Here is a 22,088-nt window from a genome sequence, read left to right as displayed (position 1 = left end):
TGAACAGAACAGTGATGCCTTAATTGAAACCTTGGCAGCAGTAGAGGAACAGTTTGGCGAATTCCTACCTCAGATGAAATGGGTGAACTTTGGCGGTGGTCACCATATCACCCGGGAGGATTATGATCGAGAAGCGTTGATAGATTGTATTTTACGCTTCAAAGAAAAATATCATTTGGAAGTATATTTGGAACCAGGGGAAGCAGTGGCTTTAAATGCAGGGTATCTGGTGAGTTCTGTATTAGATGTTGTCCATAACGGTATTGATATTGCTCTTTTGGATGCATCGGCAGCATGTCATATGCCTGATGTGATTGAAATGCCCTATTGTCCACCTCTGTGGCAGGGAGGAGAACCTAAGGAAAAGCCCCATACTTACCGCTTGGCAGGGGCAACCTGTTTGGCAGGGGATGTCATCGGGGACTATTCCTTTGCACAGCCCCTTTCTGTAGGGGACAAACTGATTTTTATGGACATGGCAATTTACTCTATGGTGAAAAATAACACTTTTAATGGAATGTGCCTTCCATCAATTGCAGTTTTAAAGGAAAATGGAGAATTGGACATCATACGGAAATTTGGATATGAGGATTTTAAAGGAAGACTCTCATAGAAATAGGAGAGACACTTGTAAACTATAATTTGAAACCACCAATTTAGAATAAATGTAGTAAAAAATATGGTAATAAGCAAAATGATAAATAAATTAGATAAAACTTTGGATGAAAATGAAAATATCTATGGTTATAAACTTTGGAAGGTTTTGTAATAAGCAGAGGGGGAATTTATTCTTCCCTCTGCCTAGAAGCTAGGGGGAAAATAGAATGGTTGTAGCAAAATTCGGCGGTAGTTCACTTGCAGATGCAGCACAGTTTCAAAAAGTTAAAAATATTGTTTTCGCAGACAGCCGCCGAATGCTTATCATTCCCAGTGCGCCTGGTCGTAGATTTGATAAAGATGAAAAGGTGACTGACCTTCTTTATCTTTGTCATAGTCAGCAGGCATCAGGGATGCCCTTCCAAAAGACCTTTGAGGAAATTCAAAAGAGATATTCCGATATTGCCAAACAGCTTCATTTATCGTTAGAGCTTGAGCCGTTTTTTCAGGAAATTCAACAGCAAATGGAAGAGGGGGCTTCGGCTGATTATTTTGCCAGTCGAGGGGAGTTCTTAAATGGAGTGCTACTGGCTAACTATTTAGGGTTTGAGTTTTTAGACGCGGCAGAGGTTATTTTTTTTAACGAGCAGGGTGTCTTTGAAGCTGAAAAGACCAATTATGTGTTGAAGCAGAGATTGGATAAGATAGAAAAGGCAGTGATACCCGGGTTTTATGGAAGTAACCCTGATGGAAGCATACGTGTCTTTTCCCGTGGTGGAAGTGATATTACAGGAGCCATTGTAGCCCGTGCTGCCCAAGCAGAACTATATGAAAATTGGACGGATGTTTCAGGTTTTCTCATGGCTGATCCTCGTATTGTTACAGATCCTCGTCCAATTAGCCATATTACTTATCATGAAATGCATGAGCTTTGCTGTGCAGGAGCCACGGTGCTTCATGAGGACTGTGTGTTTCCTGTAAGCAGTGCTGGCATTCCTACGAATATTCGCAATACCAATTTGCCCCAGCACCCGGGAACAATGATTACATGTAGTGCTTTACAACGAGAGGATTTTGCAATTTTTGCTGGTGTTTCAGGCAAAAAAGGTTTCAGCCTTTTGGTGATTGAGAAGGAAAATCCTGACCATACATGGTCTTTTGTGCAAGAGGTTTTACGCGTTGCGAAAAAGTATGGCATAAAATTTCAATATCTCCCATCAGGAGCCCATTGCGTTTGTTTGCTTGTTGAAGCAAAACAGTTTTTTGAAAAGCAACAGGATTTTGAGCGTGAAATTACAAAAAGCAATGTACCATTTTCTATGACTGTTCAGCCAAATATTGCAGGTATTGTTCTAGTGGGATATGGGATTATACATAACCGTCTTGCGGTCAACCGGATTTATACAGCCTTACAGCGGCATAATATTGATGTTGCTATGATTAATCAAGGCAGTGGTGAGCTGAGCACATGGGTAGGTGTTTCGGAGAATGAAATGGAAGAAGCAATTTGCGCAATTTATGAGGAGTTTCTTTGATTTGAAGTATGACGTTGTTTCAATTGATATAAAAGAGACCCATGTAGATTTGATATAGTTTTGAAGGCTTAATTTAGAAGATCATTCTTTATATTTAAAATTGTATATTTGCAATTGAAATAGAAAATAACTTGTCATGCGCATAAAAAAAGAAGCCATTTTGGCTTCTTTTTTTTATGATTAAATTGGCATTGCGCCTTCTTCGTTCATTTTTCTATTATATCTATGCTCGTTTAAAACCACTTGAGAAATATTCATGGCATGGTCAGAAATACGCTCCAAATTTGCAAGTACTTCAAGGTAATGAATACCTGCATTTACATTACATGCTGCATTGGAAAGTCTTTCGATATGGCCAGCACGCAATCTCTTTTCTAATTCGTCAACCTGTTCTTCATAAACAGCAGTTTTTGCAGCCGAAGCAATGTCATCGTTTTCCAAGGCCTTCAAAGCATTATCATAGCTGGAAAGAGCAGCATGAATCATTTCTTCCAAATCTTCCATGGCAGTATGAGTAAAACTCAAATCCTCATGTTTCATTTCTTCTGCCAACTCGGAAATATTTTCTGCATGGTCGCCCACACGCTCCATATCGCTGATGGTATTTAAAAGAGAGGTAACGATTTGATTTTCACGATCGCTAATTTGTAATGTACAAAGCTTAATAAGATATTCGGAAATACCATCACAAACTCTGTCTACCACAGATTCTCTTTGCTTTACTTCTTCAAATCTTTCCGGTGAGGGGTCATTGAGTGCATCCAATGCACACTGGAGATTTTCTCTTGCAATGCGTCCCAAACGAATGGTCTCTTTTTTAGCACCTTCTACCGCAAGACTTGGTGTTTGAAGCATACGTTTGTCCAAATGAAGGAGCTGACCTTCGTCTCCCGTTGTAGATTCTGTAACACCATTAAGCTTCATAGCAACGCGGATGATCCATCCGGAAAGAGGGAAGACTAATAATGTTGTACCAATATTGAATGCAGTATGGATTGCACTGATTTTTGTTTGGGAAACGATACCTAAACCAACCTCTGGACTAGCGGTGGAGAAGTAAATCATTGCAATAACACTGAATATAATTGTACCAATAATATTAAACATCAAGTGCATATAACCAACACACTTTGCATTTTTGCCTGCGCCAATACCGCTGATTAATGCTGTAACGCAAGTACCAATATTCTGCCCCATAATGATGAAAACTGCAGCATTGATGGGTACTAAACCCGTAGCTGCAAGAGAGAGCAAAATACCTTGAGAAGCAGAAGAACTTTGAATAATTGCAGTAACGGCGGCACCGACTAAAATACCCAGCATCGGATTTTGACCTAGTGATACAAAGGCATCTCTAAAGACTTGAGATTCCCGCAAGGGAGATACACTATCGGACATGGTATGCATACCGATAAATAAAATACCAAAGCCAATAATAATAGAAGCAATTTCTCTATGCTTCATCTTCTTTCCGCCAATTTGAAGAATAACTCCCACCATGACTGCTAAAGGAGCCATCGTGGCTGGGCTGAACATTTTTGCCCATTCGGAGCTGGATACCAGCCAGCCTGTTACTGTAGTACCAATGTTGGCACCCATAATAACACTCATGGCTTGTGTCAGGTTCATTAGGCCTGCATTTACAAACCCTACAACCATAACGGTAGTTGCGGATGAACTTTGAACGATTGCCGTAACGAGGGCACCCAAACCAATACCCATAACTTTATTTTGTGTTAAAGCTTCAAGAATTGATTTCATTTTTGTGCCTGCTGCATTTTGTAAACCTTGAGCCATATAGTTCATTCCGAAGATAAACATGGCGAGCCCACCAATAAATGGGATGATTATATTTACGTAATCCATTTCTTCCTCCAATAAAAGTATCTAGTAGTAACACCTGCAAAATAGCCACAGTTATCATAACATAACGTGACAACTGCCGCAATCAACTTTTATCTGCTTTTAACATTTTGTGCAACTATATGAATTTTAAGTAAAAATCCTGTAAACTTTTGCTGATATGTTCATATTGAAAAGGGGAGGATGATTCCGCCGCCGGCTACAAATTCACCATCATACAATACAAGAGACTGACCGGGAGTAATTGCCCGTTGAGGCTCATCAAAAGTGCACTCTAGAATATCCGTATCTACCATTTTCACGGTACACCAAGCCATTTTATTCCCATAACGAATTTTACCTTGCAATCGCATGCCATCTTCAAATTTTTCCAGTGCCATATGGGCCAATTCTCCAACACGGAAGGTTTTTTGAAACAAAGACTCATTTTCACATAGAACAACTTGATTTAGATTTGGATCAACGGCATAAACGTACATTGGCTTTCCAAAGGCAATGCCTAAGCCTTTTCTTTGCCCTACAGTGTAATGAATAATACCGTTATGCTTTCCCAAAACAGTTCCCTGTAAATCAACGAAGTTCCCGGACTTGCCTTTATCACCACTTTCATTGATGATAAAGGATGCATAATCTCCATCGGGAATAAAGCATATATCCTGACTATCTCCTTTTTTAGCAATAAAGCCATCAATCTGTTGAGCAATATTTCTTACCTCATCTTTTGTATAATCTCCAATGGGTAAAAGCATTGCTTCCAATTGATCCTGTGTTAGACGATATAGGGCATAGGTTTGGTCTTTTTCCGCTGTTTCTGAATTGCGAATAGCATAGCGCCCTGTATGGGGATGTTTTTCAACCTTTGCATAGTGCCCTGTGGCAATATAGTGAGCACCAAGCTGGTGGGCTTTTTGCAAGAGTGCCTCGCCTTTAACATATCGGTTGCATACCACACAGGGATTTGGCGTAAGCCCTTGATAATACCGACGAATAAAATCGTCAACCACATTTTCTTTAAATTCTTTTCTGAATTCCAAGACAAAGTGGGGGATTCCCATTTTTTCTGCAACCATCTTTGCATCTTCAATTGCCTGTGCACCATTTTCACCTGGCCATAGATCCATGGTAACTCCAATAACATCATAGCCCTGTTGCTTTAGTAAGTAAGCGCAAACGGTACTGTCTACGCCGCCGGAGAGTCCTACAATTACTTTATTGTTGTTCACTTTTCCCTTTTCCTCCCTTTGAAATGATTCTCAATAAATTGTTTTCGTGCACGTTTTCTTTCATGCTGTAAGTATTTTTTAACGTATGCGAAAGTGGCATCCTCGCCACATTCTGCAAGCATCTGCAAAAAGTGCTCCAATAGCCTTAAAGAGTCCTTGTGCATAATCTCATGAACAAGACGGCTTTGCAAATGATATTTCCAAGGGCTTGCATCTGTATATTTGTCCTTCTGATAGGTCTTGCAAGCTGCAATGCGATCCATAAACATTTCTGCCACAAAACGGACAGGCATTTTCATACCACCCAACAGACGCTCCTGGCCTCTGCTGTAATCTATCCAATATTCAAAGTGGTGTTTATTTCTCCCTTTATGATGCAGCCATGAACTGGAATACCCTTTATCCTCCCGTTCGGCATTGTTTGGACTACGATCTCCTTGATAATACTTTGCACCTACCAAAAACTCGGTGGGTGAAAACTTAGAAAGATCATGGGTCAATCCCTGCCAATAAAGCCCCACTCGAAAACAGTGTTGTCGAACTAAATATCTGTGGTGCGTAATTGTTTTCAGGTGCTCCATTGCTTTCATCTTTATACCTCCATATAAAGAGCTTGTGATCAATAATAAAGCTCTTACCTTATTTGAAATTAAAATAAAAAACAACTATGTAATTTTTTCTCTCCTGCACAAAAAGACACTCCTGTCAAAGACAGAAGAAATAAAAGTAAAGATAATTTACCCCGTGAGAGTATCCCTGGGGAAATCTCCTAGTTTATCTGCACAGGCGCATTGGGCAATACTAGATTCCATATATATAGGAAGATTTTCCAATGGTTATGGGGGCAAAACCCCTCTTATTTTGTTGAAAAGCCAATAAAAATCAGCGGCACAGGCCATTGCCCGGCCGCTTTATTTTTTGCCAAAGCTTTTATTTTACTAATTTAGAAATTACTTTGAAGTGCGGAGATTTAGCTCCACCCGTTAATTCAAAAAGGGCAGCCTCACATGTTGTTAAGAGGGCACCTTCTGCCTTCATTCTTTCCAGCCCAATTTCCTTGTCATAGGGGCTTCTGGAACCAACACAATCGGCAACGATAAATACGCGGTAGCCTTCGCCTAAAAGGTCAAGCACTGTTTGCAAAACACAAATGTGTGCTTCTACGCCGCAAATCAAAATTGTTTTTTTATTTTGCGCTTTCACCCAATTTGCAATTTCTTCACATTCGAAACAGCTAAAAGTGTGTTTTTCCATATACTGAAAAGACTCTAATACACTGGTGAATTCGGGAACTGTTTCCCCCAAACCTTTGGTATATTGTTGTGACACCGCAAAGGGCACACCAACCTCGGTCAACCCTTTTGCCAATACCACTGCTTTTTTTACTATTTCTGCATTTTGGTTGATAACTGGAACCAATTTTTCCTGAAAATCAATAAATAATGCCGCTGTATCTTCCGCATAAATTCTCATCTACAATTTCCTCCTAAATCAATGTTAAGTGAAAAGCCAATGCAGACGGAAACATTCAAACACGCTACCATTGTTTAACCATAGTACATTGGGCTTTTTACCTACATTTTACATGATATTAAAAGGGTTGTCCATTGAATTAAACATATTTTTGCATATGCTTTAATGCGCTTTTTTCCAGACGGCTTACTTGAGCTTGGCTGATTCCGATTTCCGTACTAACCTCCGTTTGTGTTTTCCCTTCAAAAAAGCGCAAAGATACGATTCTCTTTTCACGGTCAGAAAGATGATGCATTGCTTCACTTAACGAAAGGTTTTCCAGCCATAACTTATCGCCATTTTTTTCATCACTCACTTGATCCATTACAAACAAAGTGTCACCACCGTCATGATAAACGGGTTCGTATAATGATACGGGGTCTTGGATTGCATCCATTGCGGTGACAACGCTTTCTCTAGACATGCCCATTTCCCTTGCAATTTCCTCTATGGTAGGCTCTTTTTCTCGTTCTGCCATAAGGCGTTCCTTTGCCTGTAATGCTTTATATGCAGTGTCCCTTAAAGAACGACTTACCCGAATGGAATTATTATCCCGAAGGTAGCGTCTAATTTCACCAATAATCATCGGACAACAATAGGTTGAGGGCATTACCTGCATATTGATATCAAAATTGTCGATTGCCTTAATTAATCCGACGACACCAACTTGAAATAAATCATCCATATTTTCGTTCCTGTTTTCAAATCTTTTTATGATACTTAAAACCAATCTTAGGTTTCCTTCAATCAATTTTTCTCTGGCAGATTCATCGCCTTCTTTAAATTTAATAAAGAGCTCTCGTGCCTCTGCACCACTTAAAGTTGGTAAATTTGAAGTGTTAATACCACTGATTTCTACTTTTCCATAATAACCCATTATGCCCACTCCTATCAAGCAATTTGGCAACAAAAATGGAGAACCATTTCAGTTGAAGATAATAAAAATCTCCCCCTGAATGTAGTAATTTATACCTTGCAAATATCGTCATTTTCTGTTCGGTTTTTTGAGAAGTTAAGAATTATGAGGTTTTGGGAGTTTTTATGATTACAGGTCATGTGGTGTTCTAAAAAATAGGAGGTCTTTTGAAATAAATATATATGCTTTCTGGGAACAAGGGGCGACAGGGGTACCCATCAGGTATTAATTTCAAATCATCAAGCGCGTTTTAATGAATTTATCAATGAAACAATAGAAAATAGACTGGACTTAATTTCATTCTTAGTGTGCTCATTTTTTTAAAAAGAATTAAAATAGCATTGTACAAATAACGCACAATGTATACAATTTTTGCAAAGTTATTGACGGATACAAAGACAAAAGTACTTTGTGAGAAGTATATTTTGAGAATACTACTTTATTTTTCTAAATAAATTAAGTTGCATTTGTTAAAAAACACTGAAAAGTGAAAAGTTAAAATTACTCATAAAACAATAAAAATTAGTTTATTGTGCACAAAAACTATAATATAAATTTAGATATATACAACAAAAATATTTAAAAATAGTATTGACAATAATTTTTTTAGATGTTAAACTGCGTTAAGTAAAGCAAAGGTGCTGGGCGATATTGCCCCGGCGCCTTTTTTGTTGTCTAATTTAAAAGGGGGTAGTGTATATGGATGCGATAGGGTTATTTGAACAGGCGTCGTCCGATTTATTTGGTGTTTGGTTTTTGATGGGCGCGGTATTGGTATTTTTCATGCAAGCCGGGTTTGCCATGGTTGAAACAGGATTTACCAGAGCAAAAAATGCTGGTAACATTATCATGAAAAATCTTATGGATTTTTGTATTGGTACTGTAGTATTTTTGCTCATTGGGTTTAATCTCATGATGGCAGAGGATACCCTATTTGGATTTGTTGGGATTCCTAATTTGATTCTTTTTACTGATTTTGGGAATTTCCCTTGGTCCTCTTTTGTTTTTAACTTGGTTTTTTGTGCCACAGCGGCCACCATTGTTTCCGGTGCCATGGCCGAGAGAACAAAGTTTAACGCTTACTTGATTTACAGTGGGATCATCAGCTGTCTAATTTATCCAATCGAGGCTGGCTGGGTATGGAACAGCAACGGATGGTTATTCCAAATGGGCTTTGTTGATTTTGCAGGTTCAGCGGCAATTCACATGGTTGGTGGTATTACCGCGCTCATTGGTGCTAAATTATTAGGCCCACGTATTGGAAAATACACGAAAGGGAAAGACGGAAAAACAGTTGTACACGCAATCCCAGGGCACTCCCTGACATTAGGGGCGTTGGGTGTATTCATTTTATGGTTTGGCTGGTACGGATTTAATGGTGCTGCTGCAACTCAGGTTGGACAGTTGGCGCAAATCTTTGGTACGACTACCATTGCAGCAGGATTTGCAACTGTGACAACAATGATTTTCACTTGGCTGAAAAATGGGAAGCCTGACGTTTCTATGACATTGAATGGTTCTTTGGCTGGCTTAGTGGCAATCACTGCTCCTTGTGCAAATGTTGATGCTTTTGGCGCAATCATTATAGGTATTGTAGCTGGTTTCTTAGTTGTTGTGGTTGTTGAATTTATTGATATAAAATTACATATTGATGATCCCGTTGGCGCTGTTGCAGTGCATGGTGCAAATGGGCTTTGGGGAACATTAGCCGTTGGTCTATTTAATATTTATGAGAGCGATACTATTACCAAAGGGTTATTCTACGGTGGTGGCGTTGAGCAGCTTATGAAGCAGTTTATTGGCGTTTTGGCAATTGGTGCTTGGACGGCTATAACTATGTATATTGTCTTTACAGCGATCAAGAAAACAAACGGCCTTAGAGTAGCACCTGCTGAGGAAATTGAAGGGCTTGATGTTAGTGAGCATGGTCTTGCAAGCAGTTATGCAGATTTTATGCCGGTTATCAATTCTTACGGCGGTTTGGTCGGCAGTGCGCCTTCTAACGAGTTGATTGAGGAAAAAATTTCGGTATCTATGGATGAAGCAGTTCCGGTTGAGTATAACTTCTCCGCAAATCCTCTTGTAAAACCGAAAATTACAAAGGTTACGATTATTACGCGCCAGAGCAAGTTTGACGAATTAAAGAGTGCCATGAATGCAATTGAAGTAACAGGCATGACAGTCATTCAGGTTGTTGGTTGTGGGTTACAGAAGGGCAGCAATCAATACTACCGTGGTGTACCTGTAGAGATCAATCTTTTACCCAAGATTCAGGTTGAGATTGTTGTAACAAAGGTACCTGTTGAGAGGGTAGTTGAAGCGGCGAAGAAAGCTCTGTACACTGGCAACATTGGCGACGGCAAAATCTTTATCTACAATGTTGAGGATGTAATCAAAATCAGAACCGGAGAGACTGGTTATGACGCAATGCAGGGTGAAGAGTAAGACTGTAAAGATTTAAGACCAAGACCTTGGGCTTGAAAAAAGCTTTAAGACCTTGGGCTTTGCCCAAACCCACTTGCTTTTTGAAAAAAGCAAGACCAAAAACTTTTATGAAACCCGCATATTTATGCGGGTTTCAGTTGGTTAGGGGTGAGGCATATAATTACTACTCTTTTTAGTATCTTTTATTTTTGGCACGTTGTTTGATTTCACAAGACAATGATAAGATGAATTCTTCTACAGAAGGTATTTTGTCTTTACATTTAACTCCTTCCTGAATATTCATTTCTATTTCTGAGTTCCTATCATGCCTATAAGCACTTTCAATAGCGGCTTGCATTTCTCTTTTTACTTCTGAAACAGAAATTCCATACTCTTCAGCAATTTTTTCATAAATACTACTTAAACGCATAATATTGTCACCTCTTAATCAATAATATAATTAAATGATAGATGATTGTAATTTTATAGAATTTAATTCCTTATTTCTCAGGATACAGATAATACAATTCCCTAAAATTAGGGATGTTGTGGTGTATAATACATCACAGGTGGTGATATTATGATCGAAAATTTTTTTAGCAGGCGAATCTCACAGCTACGAACTGCAAAAGGGGTTTCTGCAAGAGATATGAGCTTATCTTTAGGGCAAAGTGAAAGCTATATCAATAAGATTGAGAATGGGAAGGCCTTTTTGTCTATGCAAGCATTTTTCTATATTTGTGAATATTTCGGCATTGCTCCAAAAGATTTTTTTGATGAGGAAATAAGCAATCCGATTCTAATTCATGCATTATTAAAGGACTTAAATATGCTGGACGAAAAGCAGATAGGAAATATACATGAGATTGTAAAGGACTTAAAAAAGTGAAGAAAGAAATTGCATGCAAAAAAATCTATAGGGTGTCTAAAAATAGACACCCTATAGATTTTTTATTTTTTTGCTTGGTATTTAAATTTGTGAGAAACTGCTTCAATAAACTCATCTACCGTAGGAACTTCTCCGTGATATGTAATGCTTTGTTGTAATACCATTTCACTTAGTGTTTTGTCCTTTTTCTTATAAGAATTCTCGATTGCATCCTGCATTTCTTTCTTCACTTCAGTTACAGATATTCCGTCCTCTTTTGCAATTCTTTGATAGATACGTCTCATATTCAAGTGAAATCTCTCCTTCTTAAATATTTAATATTGTATTTAAACAATTTTACAACATTTAATATTGTAAGTCAATTATAATAAGATTTTAAAAATTGTACATAGTATAAAATTAAAAGGTACAATGTTGTATATAAGGAGATGATGAGACATGTATGATAGGTTTATATCTGAAAGAATAGCAAAATTACGAACAGCAAAAAGGGTTTCTGCCCGTGATATGAGCTTGACCATAGGGCAAAACGAAAATTACATTAACCATATAGAGAATGGCAAGTCTATGCCTTCAATGCAGGTGTTTTTCTATATTTGCGAGTATTTCAATATCACACCAAAAGATTTTTTTGACGAAGAAACCAATAACCCCTCATTACTAAATGCCGTTTTGAAAGACTTGAATGCTTTAAATGAAAATCAGATTTTAAATATACATGAAATTGTGAAAGGACTAAAAAAATGAAGCAAGTGGCTAATACCACATGCTTCATTTTTATTTCGACAAGTTCAGTCATTTCGATTTTTAGTGCTTCAATGTTACAGTTTTTGTCTCTGAATTCCATGAAACGTGAGTGTCGTCGACCTCCATAATCTTCATCCAATCCCTTAAAGATACGAATAAACGTCCATCTTGAATTTCAGTCGCTGTTGCAAGATCAATTGTGGTGCTATCCTTTGTCATGGATTTTTGATTGGCAACAAGAGTAAAGAGTTTGTTGTTATAAGAAATTTGTGCTGTTTTTGTGGTTGCATCCCATTTAATATCTACATTGGGATCTGAAAGTACCAATAAAGCACGTAATGGCAGCATGGTGTAGCCGTTGGTAATATAGGGTACAGCATCTGCGGTATAGGCAGTTTCGCCATTTTTTTTGATTTCTTTGTTGCCGATAGTAATCAAATAAGTATTTTCCTTTACTTCTTCCGTAGGCTTTTCTTCGGGAGTTTCCACAGGGGTTTCGGGAGCTTTTGTTTCAGCTTTCGATAAAGTCACAATTTCTTCATCTTTGTCACGAGTTTCTTCATAATCAAAGGTAATGCTTTTGGGGTCAACTCCGCTTTTTGTGACAACAAAAACTGCATCGTCGGTAAGGTCATCAGGGAAGGTAACCTTTGCATCATCATTTACGGTAACTGCAACTTTATTTGCTTTTAAGTCATAAATATAAATTGCATGTCTGGGTGAATCTACATTGATTTCAGCTTTACTGTCAATGGATAAAACGCCACTGTTTACGTAGACACCACTAGCACCGGCACTTTCAATATTGATTTCCAATTTTCCTTTCCCATCAATAATTAAGTCACCTTCACTGTAAACACCGTTGCAGTGATAAGAATTGGTGGTGATTTTATTATCTTTTCCTTCTAAATAAAGTGTACTGTCTTTTGGTAGCAAAATGGCTGAGCTCTTTTCGCGGATACCTGTTTTTACCACACCTTGAAAGTTGTTCAGCGTTAGTATTTTATCACTGGCGTCCCAGGTCCAATTGTCCCCTTGTTGGTCAGCTTTCACCTCTCTGAAATCCATCATCATAAGACTGATTTCTGTTTCTGCATCTGCCGCCAGAGCGGTAACGGGAGCAAAACCCATTACTGTGCAACAGCATAAAAGAATGGAAATAATTTTTTTCTTCATTTTGAAACCTCCTTTTGATATATTTTAGCATGTTGTGAAAAAAAGTGAAGGAAAAAAACTTTTTTATTTCTGACGAGTAAAATCTGGAAAAGTTCCCAGAAGATTAAAATTGAGTGTGTTTCTTGTGGCATCAACATTTTATATGGTGTATAATAAAGTTTATTGAGAATTTGAAAAGGAAAAGAAGTGGAGGATTTACATGAGATATATCAATGAATTAAGGGAAGGCGAAAGCATCGTTGAGCACTATTTGTGCAAAAGCAGACAGAGTCTGAAATCAAAAAACGGGAAAAGCTATTTATCCCTTAAACTACAGGATAAGACAGGTATGGTGGATGCTAAGGTTTGGGATATGAATAAGGATATTCAAAGCTTTGCAGAAAATGATTTTATCAAAATTGACGGTTCTGTTACTGTTTTTAATAATGATTTGCAGATTAATATAAAAAGAATCAGACGTAGCATGGAGGGAGAATATGACCCTGTGGATTTTATTCCATCTACGGATAAAAATATTGACGAAATGTTCCAACAGCTTTTGGACTATATCAAAACCATCGAAAGTCCTTATATTAAGGAAATGCTAGAAGATATCTTTTTGCGCCATCCTTTGATTAGTAAGGAATTTAAGTATCATTCTGCGGCGAAAAGCATGCATCATAGCTTCCGTGGTGGCTTGGTGGAACATACCTTGTCTGTTACCCAAATTTGCGACTTTATGTCAACCAGGTATCAATTTGTAAATCGGGATATTTTGATTGCATCTGCTATGCTCCATGATGCGGCTAAAATTATAGAATTATCAGATTTCCCGGAAAATGATTATACCGACGATGGTCAGCTTTTAGGGCACATTTTCTTGGGTGCCGAATTGATTAAGGATACAGCAGCAAAAATCAACGGCTTTCCCAAACAGTTGGAGTCTTTGTTGAAGCATTGTATTCTCTCTCATCATGGTGAACTGGAATATGGGTCTCCTAAAGTGCCTGAAACAATTGAGGCATTTATTTTGCATTGCGCCGATAATATGGATGCGAAAACAAAGATGATTGAAGAAATGCTAGCGGCGGATAATACCCAAGGGAATTGGGCAGGCTTCAATCGAATGTTGCAACGAAATATCCGACGTTCGGATTATAAATAAGAGGAAAAAATATGGAGAGAAAAACGATTTCAGCCCACGAAATCAATAAATATTCTTATTGCCCTTATCAATGGTACTATGAGAGACTATATGGCAGAAAGGAACTGCGTCGGCTGTATCAGGAGCGAAACGAGGCACTGGCGTTAGGGGATGGCATGAACGCAAACTTTACAAAAGGGCTAGAATTTCATAAGAGAGATTATGCCAAGCTTCGTTTGAGAAATTTGGCGTGGAAAGTAGGGTTACTGCTTCTAATCCTAGGTGGTGTAATGATTTACTATTTAATGCGAAGTGGTGCAAATGTTGGATTTTATTAAAAACTTAGAGTGGGCAGATTTATTTTTGATGATATCAGTATTGATTTTATTGGTACTGTTTTTGTTCCGTGGACGTGGTGGGTCTATAAAAAAACTCCCCGCATCTAATCGTATGGGAGGATATTCTTTATTTTATGCCGACCAAAAGCAAAACGGAAAGAATGAAGAAAATTTCGGTAAGCTATTGCACTCTACAGAGTATGAGTTACAAGGCAAGCCAGATTATATTTATAGAAAAAGGTTTGGGAAGAGACTCGTTCCTGTGGAGCTAAAAAGCGGTAAAATTGGAGATGACCCTTTGCCGCATAGAGGGGATTTGTTGCAACTAGCGGCATATTTTTTGATTATTGAAGATGTTTATCAGGTTCGACCTAAGTTTGGAAGATTGGTATATAGTGATTATATGTTTGTTATAAAGAATACCAAGAGCCTTCGTAAAGAAGTTTTGAATACAACGAAAGAAATGCGGGAAATGCTGATTTATGGTGTAGGTAAAGCCAATCCAAGCTTTGTAACTTGCCGTTATTGTGTGTGTAATGGTACGGTATGTGAATATTCAGGGACAGAAATTATTGGAGGAAAAGGAAATGAGTCTTCCTGTGGAGAAGAATGAAATATATGAAATGACCATTGATGCATTGGGTAGCAATGGAGAGGGTATTGGTAGAATTGAAGGGTTTACCATTTTTGTTGAAGGGGCGTTACCCGAGGAAAGAATCAAAGTATTAATTTTAAAAATAAAAAATAGCTATGCTTATGGAAAATTGGTGGAAATTCTCTCTGAATCCCCATATCGGGTGGAACCCCACTGTCCTGTGGCAAAGACTTGCGGAGGGTGTCAGTTGCAGCACTTGTCTTATGAAGGTCAGCTGGAATATAAGGCAAAAAAGGTAAAAGATGATTTGGAACGTATCGGGGGTTTGAAAGATATTGGGAATGTGCCTATTATTGGCATGGAAAATCCATGGAGGTATCGAAATAAGGCTCAATTTCCCGTGGGGAGTGGGAAGGATAGTAGAACTGAAATTGGATTTTATGCAAAGCGTAGCCATAGAATTGTAGATTCATCTGTGTGCTTTTTGCAGGATATTGTAAACGATGAAATTATTGCCGTTGTTCGGGATTTTATGGACGAATTTAAAATACCAGCCTACGAAGAAAAAAAGCATAAGGGGTTGGTGCGCCATATTTTGACCAGAGTGGGAAAAAATAGCGGCGAAATTATGGTTTGCATCATAATAAATGGAAAGAAACTTCCTTATAGTGAAATTTTGGTTGAACGGTTAAGAAAAATTGATGGTGTAGTTTCAGTTGCCCTTAATGTTAATAAGGAACAGACCAATGTAATTCTGGGTGGAAAAGTAATTACCCTTTGGGGGAAAAATGTAATAGAAGATACCTTGGGTGATATATCCTTTGAGATTTCTCCATTATCTTTTTATCAAGTAAACCCAACGCAAACTGAAGTTTTATATAATAAGGCTGTCGAAATGGCAAACCTGAATGGTGACGAAACAGTTTTCGATTTATATTGTGGAATTGGTACAATATCATTATTTTTTGCTAAAAAGGCAAAGAAGGTTTTTGGTGTGGAGATTGTACCAGAAGCAATTGTTGATGCAAGAAAAAATGCAGAACGAAATGGGATTCAGAACGTATCTTTTGAGGTTGGTGCAGCAGAAGTTGTCATTCCTAGATTATTTGATGAGCAGGGGATTACTGCAGATGTCATTGTGGTGGATCCGCCAAGAAAGGGATGCGACCAAATTCTTTTGAATACGATTTCTTCTATTGCACCGAAAAAGCTAATTTATGTTTCTTGTAACCCAGCAACGCTGGCTAGAGATGTGGCAATCTTAACGGAAAAAGGGTTTCAGGTAAAAGATGTGCAGGCAGTGGATCAGTTTCCTATGACGACACACGTTGAAGCGATAATAATGATGACGTATTGTGGTGAAAAGGCGAAAAATGAGGTTTAGTCCACAATATGTTGTGGTTTTGGAGCGATTTTAGAGCGAAAAAACAGGCAAAAATGTCATCTGTTTGAGGGCGAAAAATAAGCAAAAATATAGATGACATAAACAAGCAGTTGAAAAAACAATGTCGGCCACCAAAAGCGAGAAGATTACAATGTTTGTTTGTTGAACTGCAACGTTTAAAATTGTAGTAAAAATAATTAAAAGAAAAAAACCAAGATAAAGTCTTAAGGCTTTATCTTTTTTATATCCAAGTGTTTTTGTCAATAAATAGCAAAACATACCTTCTTCAAGAAGGTTAATGAATAATTCCCATCCAAACCATAAAATTGACATATGTATCCCCCGTAAGATGTTTTTAAAACTCACCAAATACATCATAGCATGACAAAAATAGACATACAATCATAAAAAATCTTATTTCACAACCTAAAAAGCCTATTTCACGACCAACCACTAGAATTTGGTAGATTAAATTGTTATTATACCTTCGTGAAAGGGGGATAAGTGGAAAGGTGAGATTAACTTTGCTTCTTCAATTTAGAAGGAAAAAATATTCTGCTCTTTTTCATAAATAGTAGGTTTAAGTATCGTTTAGTTGGTATGTGATTCAGCATTTTTGCGATTAAGAGGTGCCGCAGTATGTTATCAAGCAAACAGTATTTACTCGATTTTCCTGGGGATCGTGAAAAATTATTGTTGCATGATATATAGAGAATACTCCATATGTAAATTACAGGAACTGTTTTAACGAGGTCGTTATCAAAAAGTTCTTACAAAGTTATTGGAAGCGATGTTCGATTATATGTGGATTATTCCCATGGACATGGAGGAGATCATTTTGCCGCTGGATGGGTAAGGGCGACTGCACCTCGCTTTACTGCTAGAGCAGAAGTTGGTCAGGGTCAAGACTTGACACTACAGGTTCAAATAATAGAAATGTAGGAGATACGGCTGAGGCTTCTTCATATTTAGCGGTGGGGATTGTTAAAAATGCAAATCCTCGCATTTTCTATAGTTGGTAATTTGAATAGTTAATGGCTGGCGGCAAATGTAATCTTCATAGATACTTTGCCGTCTGTCGTTGCATAAGGGAGGAACTATGAAACAGATCAAGAAAAATTTCTGTGTTGTTGCTATTATTTCTTTATTTACTATATTAACTGCTTGTGGCACCGTAAATAGCTCAAAAGAAACTAAAAACGAACAGAGTAGTATAGAACTAGAGCTAGAAGAAGAGATCCAAACATTTCAGGCGGGCGATTTTGAAGGCTACATGAATTTTATTGCTAATGTTGAAAATTTTGAACCATGTTATAGAACCGTATTTGCTTTTGAAAATGTTCAGGGTGGTATAAAGGATGTTCCGATTGAAGAAGTAAATGCTATGTATCGAGAAATAGAAGATGAATTTGATTACATACTAATAAATGAGCACTTCCTTTCTTATCACGGTGATTACAATAAGGGAGTTTATAAAGGAAATACAAGTTTTGTGTATGGATATGAAGCATATGAGGCCGCAAATGGCAGTATTTCTAACCCCATTAACTTTAAGGATGTTGATTGGGAAGGTAATGAATTTACGTCAACATCATTAAAGGCAATTCAGCTGGGACAAGGAATTTACAAGCGATTTGTCGAGGATGTTGCAGAAGGTAGGAATTTGCAACAATCTGATTTTATATTGAAATCGCCAGATGACTTAATTAAAGTCGTATTAGGCAATAAATATAAAGAACTTTTTAAAATTGGAGATACTTTTTCGTTGGATTTTGATAAAGTTATGAATTTTCAGGTTGTTGGTTTTTATAAACCAGATATTAGTTTTTCAATGGATATTGGTGCGCAGCATAAGGTTAATTTTGACTGTGCCATTGTTATGCCGCATTTAATATTTGATTATAAACCAACAGATGAAGGTAGTCGGTTTCAACAAGGGTTTTTAACAGGAGAAAAGCTTTCCGGATATATTGCTATTAATGAATCAACCAAAGAAATAAATGAGGATACATATAAGGAATATACAGAGAAATTAGAAAAAATTGCAAATAAACATGGAATTTCTGGTTTATATAAAGTTCCATATTGGCCAGTAGGTTTCGTTTGGTGAATATAGAAAAAAATAAAAATTACTAAGCTACACAAAAAAGGACATTCAATAAAATCATACATCCCTTGCCAAGTAGCTGAGGAGAATAATTAAATTTAAAGCGTTATGATAACCAGCATTCGTATGAGAGCTGTTTATTTTTTATATTGTTTGTTGAAGTTCCTCTTTCTTCTTTTGTTCTATATTAATTAATATACTTTGAAATATTCCCGGTAATAAATTTGCTTTATTTAGAGGAAAGTTGATTGAAAAAGTAAATACAGAACAAACCACCAGATAAATCAAAGTCATTCGATGCTGATAGTAGATGGAACTGTCAGCGTATTTAAATCATAGTTTGTAAAAAAAGATACCATGGAAAAAACAACTGTGTTTGAAAGAATTCTAATGACAGATGCGGAACAGCCCCAAAAAAACCGAGAGCTATAATTAGATTCAAAACAAGCAGTTGAAAAAACAATGTCGGCCACCAAAAGCGAGAAGATTACAATGTTTGTTTGTTGAACTGCAACGTTTAAAATTGTAGTAAAAATAATTAAAAGAAAAAAACCAAGATAAAGTCTTAAGGCTTTATCTTTTTTATATCCAAGTGTTTTTGTCAATAAATAGCAAAACATACCTTCTTCAAGAAGGTTAATGAATAATTCCCATCCAAACCATAAAATTGACATATGTATCCCCCGTAAGATGTTTTTAAAACTCACCAAATACATCATAGCATGACAAAAATAGACATACGATCATAAAAAATCTTATTTCACGACCTAAAAAGCCTATTTCACGACCAACCACTAGGATTTGGTAAATTATGTTGTTATCATACCTCGTGAAAGGGGGTCAAGTGAAAAGTAAAATTAACGATGTATTTAGATTTGATTGGGAGGGATAAAATGATAAAATTTAAAGAATTTTTGAGAAGTAACTGTGTTAAATTGTCGGCACATTTGCTCTGCACTTCGGCATCCTTTTTTGCGATCATGATGTGCCACGGAAGACTGTATGAACCAAAGGTACCAGAAAGATTAAAGAAGTAAAGAAGAGTATGATGGGGTTAATTAATGTTTTTAAGTACGTGAATACTTAAGGAATCTGTTATTTTTAAAAGAGAGTACAAAGAAAGGATGATTATTTTGAAGAATAAATTTATATCAATATTTTTAGCAGTAGTTCTACTTTTTAGTAATTTTGTAACACCGGTGTTTGCAGCGGATGGTGTGAAAGGAAATGTATCAGAAAGAAGTATTCAACAACAATTATCTAATAGATATACGGATGCAATATATGGAGATAGCTGGCAGAGAAAATATACAATTACTCTTCTGGATGAGCAAACAAACAAAAAAAGTGTCTTTGTAATTCCTGCAATAAATAATGGGAAAATAGATAAAAATGTTTTTGTGTCGAATTTACCTAAAAATTTAAAATTAGTTGACTTTCAGGTGGTTGAAAATACTAATTTTGTAAATAATAACAATATTAGGTTGTTTGCTGTTGAAACACTTTATGACATTGGTTGTTTAACATTATCTTTAGCAGAATTTGCAGTGAATCCAACTTTTTGGAATGGATTTAATGTAGTTTTGGATGGCGCTGCAGTTGTTCTGCCTTTTGTTCCATCTGTAACCGGCGTAACCCGAATGATTAAGAATAGTGACAAACTCGCTGATGCAATGAAGTGGGGTGTTGCTAGATATGATGATTTGCGAGACGCCAAAAAAAACATATCAAGGTTTAAAGGTTATGAAGCACATCATATAATCGAAAAAAGGTTTTCAAAAGTATTTGGTGTTAGCGAAAATTCGATGTTTGCAATTACTATCCATAAAAATGATCATAGATTAATTACAAATAAAATGGCAGAGATGATACCTTATCGGTCAGACTATTCTAGGTTATCAGAAAGTTATGTAAAAGATAAAATGATTAAGGGATATAATGAATTGTATCAGGAAACAGGAGATGATTTATATAAATTTTTAAGTAGGTTTGTTGAAGAGAGTGATCAAATTAGTACAAGCAAGCGTGTAAAAATAAAAGTTCCTTAAATAATATAATAATCTGGTTTTTAAATGATAATTAGTATAAAATGTAGAGTATTAATACTCTGCATTTTATACTTGAAGGGAGAATATCTGTGAAAGTTTTATTTTTAGGTTTCCTTAAGCTGAAATTTGACTCCAATAAATATATAAGCTTTAAAAATTATATTGAATTTAAAGAAAAAGTTGATTATGTATTTGAGGTAAATAATATTGAATTAGAAAAAATTCCTGAAAAACCTACTTTGGATGATAGCTATGCTTTTTATGATTTTATGTTAGAATACCAAAGTGAAAAATATTACGAATTCATGAACATAATGGAAGAATTTAAACTAAATGATCAAGTTCATTATAGATTAGAATTTAAATTTACAAATAAAGAGATGGAGCAGGCACCTTTACTTTCTATGGCAACACATTATGATTTTTATGCAACAAATATTAAATTTCCAAGTGAGTTTGGGACAAAATATGATAAGGTTTTCGTTTGTCCAAAATGTGGATCAATAATTTATAAACAAATATCTGAACTATATTGGAACACGGCACAAATGAAGAAAAAATTATTTCTAGAGATTCCTGCTGATTTTTATAGTGGAAGCCATGCAATTATAATTACAGAAAGACTTGCAAATATATTTAAAGAGCAAGGTTTTACCGGATATTCCCTAGAACCGGTGATACATGTGGGTAAAAAGGATAAAGAAATAAAGTGTTTTCAAATGATAATTAATCATACGATGCCTCCATTTTCAGAAAAAATGCCTTATATTATTGATGAAGATGATTGTTTGGTTTGCAGCAAAAAGGGGCGAATTAAGTTTCCACCATATTATGATGAAGCCTCTTTGAATTATTATGAAGATTTCAATCTATCTTACGAAGTAAGTTGGGGCAAAAAGAGTCGACAATCTTTGTTATTAGTTAGTCAACGGGTAAAACGACTGTTTGATTCTTTAAAAATAAAGCCTGTTTATGAACCTGTAGTGATTGTGAAAGAGGAATAGCTTTAAAGAAAAACTATCCCCAAAATGTCTTTAGAAAGCGGAAATTAGTATGAAGGTATTATATTTAGGTTCTCTTATGCTCGATTATGAACAAAATAAATTCAAGAGCTTTAAAAATTATATTGAATTTAAAGAAAAAGTTGATTATATATTTGAGGAATATAATGTTGAATTAGAAAAAACTCCTGAAAAGCCTACTATGGAGGATAGCTATCTTTTCTATAATTTTACATTAGAATATGAAAGTAAAAAATATTACGAGATTATGAAGATAATGGAAGAATTAAGATTAATAGATCAAGTTGTTTTTAGACTAGAAATTAATTATACAAAAAAAGAGATGGATCAGACACCTTTACTTTCCATGGCAACATATTATAATTTTTACGCAACAAACATTAAATTTCCAAGTGAATTTGGGACGGAATATGAAAAAGTACTTGTTTGTTCCAAATGTGGATCAATTGTGTATAAGCAAATATCTAATTTATATTGGAATACTGCACAAATGAAGAAAAAGCTGTTTCTAGAGATACCTGCTGATTTTTACAATGGAAGCCATGCAATTATAATTACAGAAAGACTTGCAAATATATTTAAAGAGCAA

General features: G+C 36.3%; 22 protein-coding genes and 1 pseudogene. 14 read left to right on the top strand and 9 right to left on the bottom strand.

What is annotated here, in order from left to right; genetic code table 11:
* Positions 1–613, top strand: a pseudogene (locus RTK36_RS01070) (carboxynorspermidine decarboxylase); the annotation flags it as partial.
* A gap of 211 nt (positions 614–824) precedes the next feature.
* Positions 825–2,132, top strand: coding sequence for an aspartate kinase (locus RTK36_RS01065; protein WP_312043460.1), 1,308 nt, complete (start codon positions 825–827; stop codon positions 2,130–2,132).
* A 180-nt stretch (positions 2,133–2,312) separates the two neighbouring features.
* On the opposite strand, the gene RTK36_RS01060 is transcribed toward RTK36_RS01065, so the two are convergent.
* The 5 genes from RTK36_RS01060 to sigG form a co-directional block, all read right to left on the bottom strand.
* Positions 2,313–3,998 (bottom strand): Na/Pi cotransporter family protein, encoded by a 1,686-nt coding sequence (locus RTK36_RS01060; RefSeq protein ID WP_312043457.1) that lies wholly within the window; start codon positions 3,996–3,998, stop codon positions 2,313–2,315.
* A gap of 161 nt (positions 3,999–4,159) precedes the next feature.
* A complete protein-coding gene (mnmA, locus tag RTK36_RS01055) occupies positions 4,160–5,218 on the bottom strand; it encodes a tRNA 2-thiouridine(34) synthase MnmA (protein WP_312043455.1) in 1,059 nt (352 codons plus the stop codon).
* Complete coding sequence (locus RTK36_RS01050; RefSeq protein WP_312043453.1) at positions 5,215–5,808, bottom strand: DUF5662 family protein; 594 nt, start codon at positions 5,806–5,808, stop codon at positions 5,215–5,217. Before RTK36_RS01050 ends, mnmA begins: the two co-directional genes overlap by 4 nt.
* A gap of 340 nt (positions 5,809–6,148) precedes the next feature.
* Positions 6,149–6,691 carry a hydrolase gene (locus RTK36_RS01045; protein ID WP_312043451.1) on the bottom strand — a complete coding sequence of 181 codons (543 nt, stop codon included), beginning with the start codon at positions 6,689–6,691 and terminating at the stop codon, positions 6,149–6,151.
* Between the two features lie 139 nt (positions 6,692–6,830).
* Positions 6,831–7,607, bottom strand: coding sequence for an RNA polymerase sporulation sigma factor SigG (sigG, locus tag RTK36_RS01040; RefSeq protein ID WP_312043448.1), 777 nt, complete (start codon positions 7,605–7,607; stop codon positions 6,831–6,833).
* 738 nt (positions 7,608–8,345) lie between these two features.
* On the opposite strand from sigG, the gene RTK36_RS01035 reads away from it, so the two are divergent.
* Positions 8,346–10,091 (top strand): ammonium transporter, encoded by a 1,746-nt coding sequence (locus RTK36_RS01035; protein ID WP_312043446.1) that lies wholly within the window; start codon positions 8,346–8,348, stop codon positions 10,089–10,091.
* Between the two features lie 172 nt (positions 10,092–10,263).
* Here RTK36_RS01035 and RTK36_RS01030 read toward each other — a convergent pair whose 3' ends face one another.
* Positions 10,264–10,500, bottom strand: coding sequence for a sporulation initiation factor Spo0A C-terminal domain-containing protein (locus RTK36_RS01030; protein WP_312043444.1), 237 nt, complete (start codon positions 10,498–10,500; stop codon positions 10,264–10,266).
* A 150-nt stretch (positions 10,501–10,650) separates the two neighbouring features.
* Here RTK36_RS01030 and RTK36_RS01025 point away from each other — a divergent pair, with 150 nt between their 5' ends.
* The gene (locus tag RTK36_RS01025; RefSeq protein WP_312043442.1) at positions 10,651–10,959 is read left to right on the top strand and encodes a helix-turn-helix transcriptional regulator; all 309 of its coding nucleotides are present in this window, start codon (positions 10,651–10,653) and stop codon (positions 10,957–10,959) included.
* A gap of 62 nt (positions 10,960–11,021) precedes the next feature.
* On the opposite strand, the gene RTK36_RS01020 is transcribed toward RTK36_RS01025, so the two are convergent.
* Positions 11,022–11,273: a sporulation initiation factor Spo0A C-terminal domain-containing protein gene (locus tag RTK36_RS01020; protein WP_331654918.1), complete on the bottom strand. Its 252-nt coding sequence runs from the start codon at positions 11,271–11,273 to the stop codon at positions 11,022–11,024.
* A 124-nt stretch (positions 11,274–11,397) separates the two neighbouring features.
* On the opposite strand from RTK36_RS01020, the gene RTK36_RS01015 reads away from it, so the two are divergent.
* Positions 11,398–11,706, top strand: a complete 309-nt coding sequence (locus RTK36_RS01015) for a helix-turn-helix domain-containing protein (protein WP_312043439.1) — start codon at positions 11,398–11,400, stop codon at positions 11,704–11,706.
* A gap of 60 nt (positions 11,707–11,766) precedes the next feature.
* Here RTK36_RS01015 and RTK36_RS01010 read toward each other — a convergent pair whose 3' ends face one another.
* Positions 11,767–12,882, bottom strand: a complete 1,116-nt coding sequence (locus tag RTK36_RS01010) for a copper amine oxidase N-terminal domain-containing protein (RefSeq protein ID WP_312043437.1) — start codon at positions 12,880–12,882, stop codon at positions 11,767–11,769.
* Between the two features lie 199 nt (positions 12,883–13,081).
* On the opposite strand from RTK36_RS01010, the gene RTK36_RS01005 reads away from it, so the two are divergent.
* From RTK36_RS01005 to RTK36_RS00985, 5 genes are all read left to right on the top strand, one after another.
* Entirely contained in the window at positions 13,082–14,026 is a 945-nt protein-coding gene (locus RTK36_RS01005) for a 3'-5' exoribonuclease YhaM family protein (protein ID WP_312043435.1), read from the top strand.
* An 11-nt stretch (positions 14,027–14,037) separates the two neighbouring features.
* Complete coding sequence (locus RTK36_RS01000; protein ID WP_312043434.1) at positions 14,038–14,343, top strand: hypothetical protein; 306 nt, start codon at positions 14,038–14,040, stop codon at positions 14,341–14,343.
* A complete protein-coding gene (gene cas4, locus RTK36_RS00995; RefSeq protein ID WP_312043432.1) occupies positions 14,327–14,956 on the top strand; it encodes a CRISPR-associated protein Cas4 in 630 nt (209 codons plus the stop codon). The genes RTK36_RS01000 and cas4 overlap by 17 nt, the downstream gene beginning before the upstream one ends.
* On the top strand, positions 14,931–16,322 hold the full coding sequence (gene rlmD / locus RTK36_RS00990; RefSeq protein ID WP_312043431.1) for a 23S rRNA (uracil(1939)-C(5))-methyltransferase RlmD: 1,392 nt from the start codon (positions 14,931–14,933) through the stop codon (positions 16,320–16,322). The genes cas4 and rlmD overlap by 26 nt, the downstream gene beginning before the upstream one ends.
* A gap of 1,099 nt (positions 16,323–17,421) precedes the next feature.
* Complete coding sequence (locus RTK36_RS00985) at positions 17,422–18,432, top strand: hypothetical protein (RefSeq protein WP_312043429.1); 1,011 nt, start codon at positions 17,422–17,424, stop codon at positions 18,430–18,432.
* Between the two features lie 287 nt (positions 18,433–18,719).
* On the opposite strand, the gene RTK36_RS00980 is transcribed toward RTK36_RS00985, so the two are convergent.
* Entirely contained in the window at positions 18,720–19,103 is a 384-nt protein-coding gene (locus tag RTK36_RS00980; RefSeq protein WP_312043427.1) for a hypothetical protein, read from the bottom strand.
* A 219-nt stretch (positions 19,104–19,322) separates the two neighbouring features.
* Between RTK36_RS00980 and RTK36_RS00975 the strand changes: the two genes are divergently transcribed.
* The 4 genes from RTK36_RS00975 to RTK36_RS00960 form a co-directional block, all read left to right on the top strand.
* Positions 19,323–19,466: a hypothetical protein gene (locus RTK36_RS00975; protein ID WP_312043425.1), complete on the top strand. Its 144-nt coding sequence runs from the start codon at positions 19,323–19,325 to the stop codon at positions 19,464–19,466.
* A gap of 96 nt (positions 19,467–19,562) precedes the next feature.
* Positions 19,563–20,477, top strand: coding sequence for a hypothetical protein (locus tag RTK36_RS00970; RefSeq protein ID WP_312043423.1), 915 nt, complete (start codon positions 19,563–19,565; stop codon positions 20,475–20,477).
* Between the two features lie 89 nt (positions 20,478–20,566).
* Positions 20,567–21,481: a hypothetical protein gene (locus RTK36_RS00965; protein WP_312043421.1), complete on the top strand. Its 915-nt coding sequence runs from the start codon at positions 20,567–20,569 to the stop codon at positions 21,479–21,481.
* 49 nt (positions 21,482–21,530) lie between these two features.
* Positions 21,531–22,088, top strand: a 558-nt coding sequence (locus tag RTK36_RS00960) for a hypothetical protein (protein WP_312043418.1), incomplete at its 3' end; no start/stop codon positions are given.

Origin of the sequence: Anaerotignum sp. (genome assembly GCF_031981185.1) — a bacterium.
Lineage (GTDB): Bacteria > Bacillota > Clostridia > Lachnospirales > Anaerotignaceae > Chakrabartyella.
Note: the sequence above shows the minus strand (reverse complement) of the source record. Positions and strands in the feature narration are given on the sequence as shown.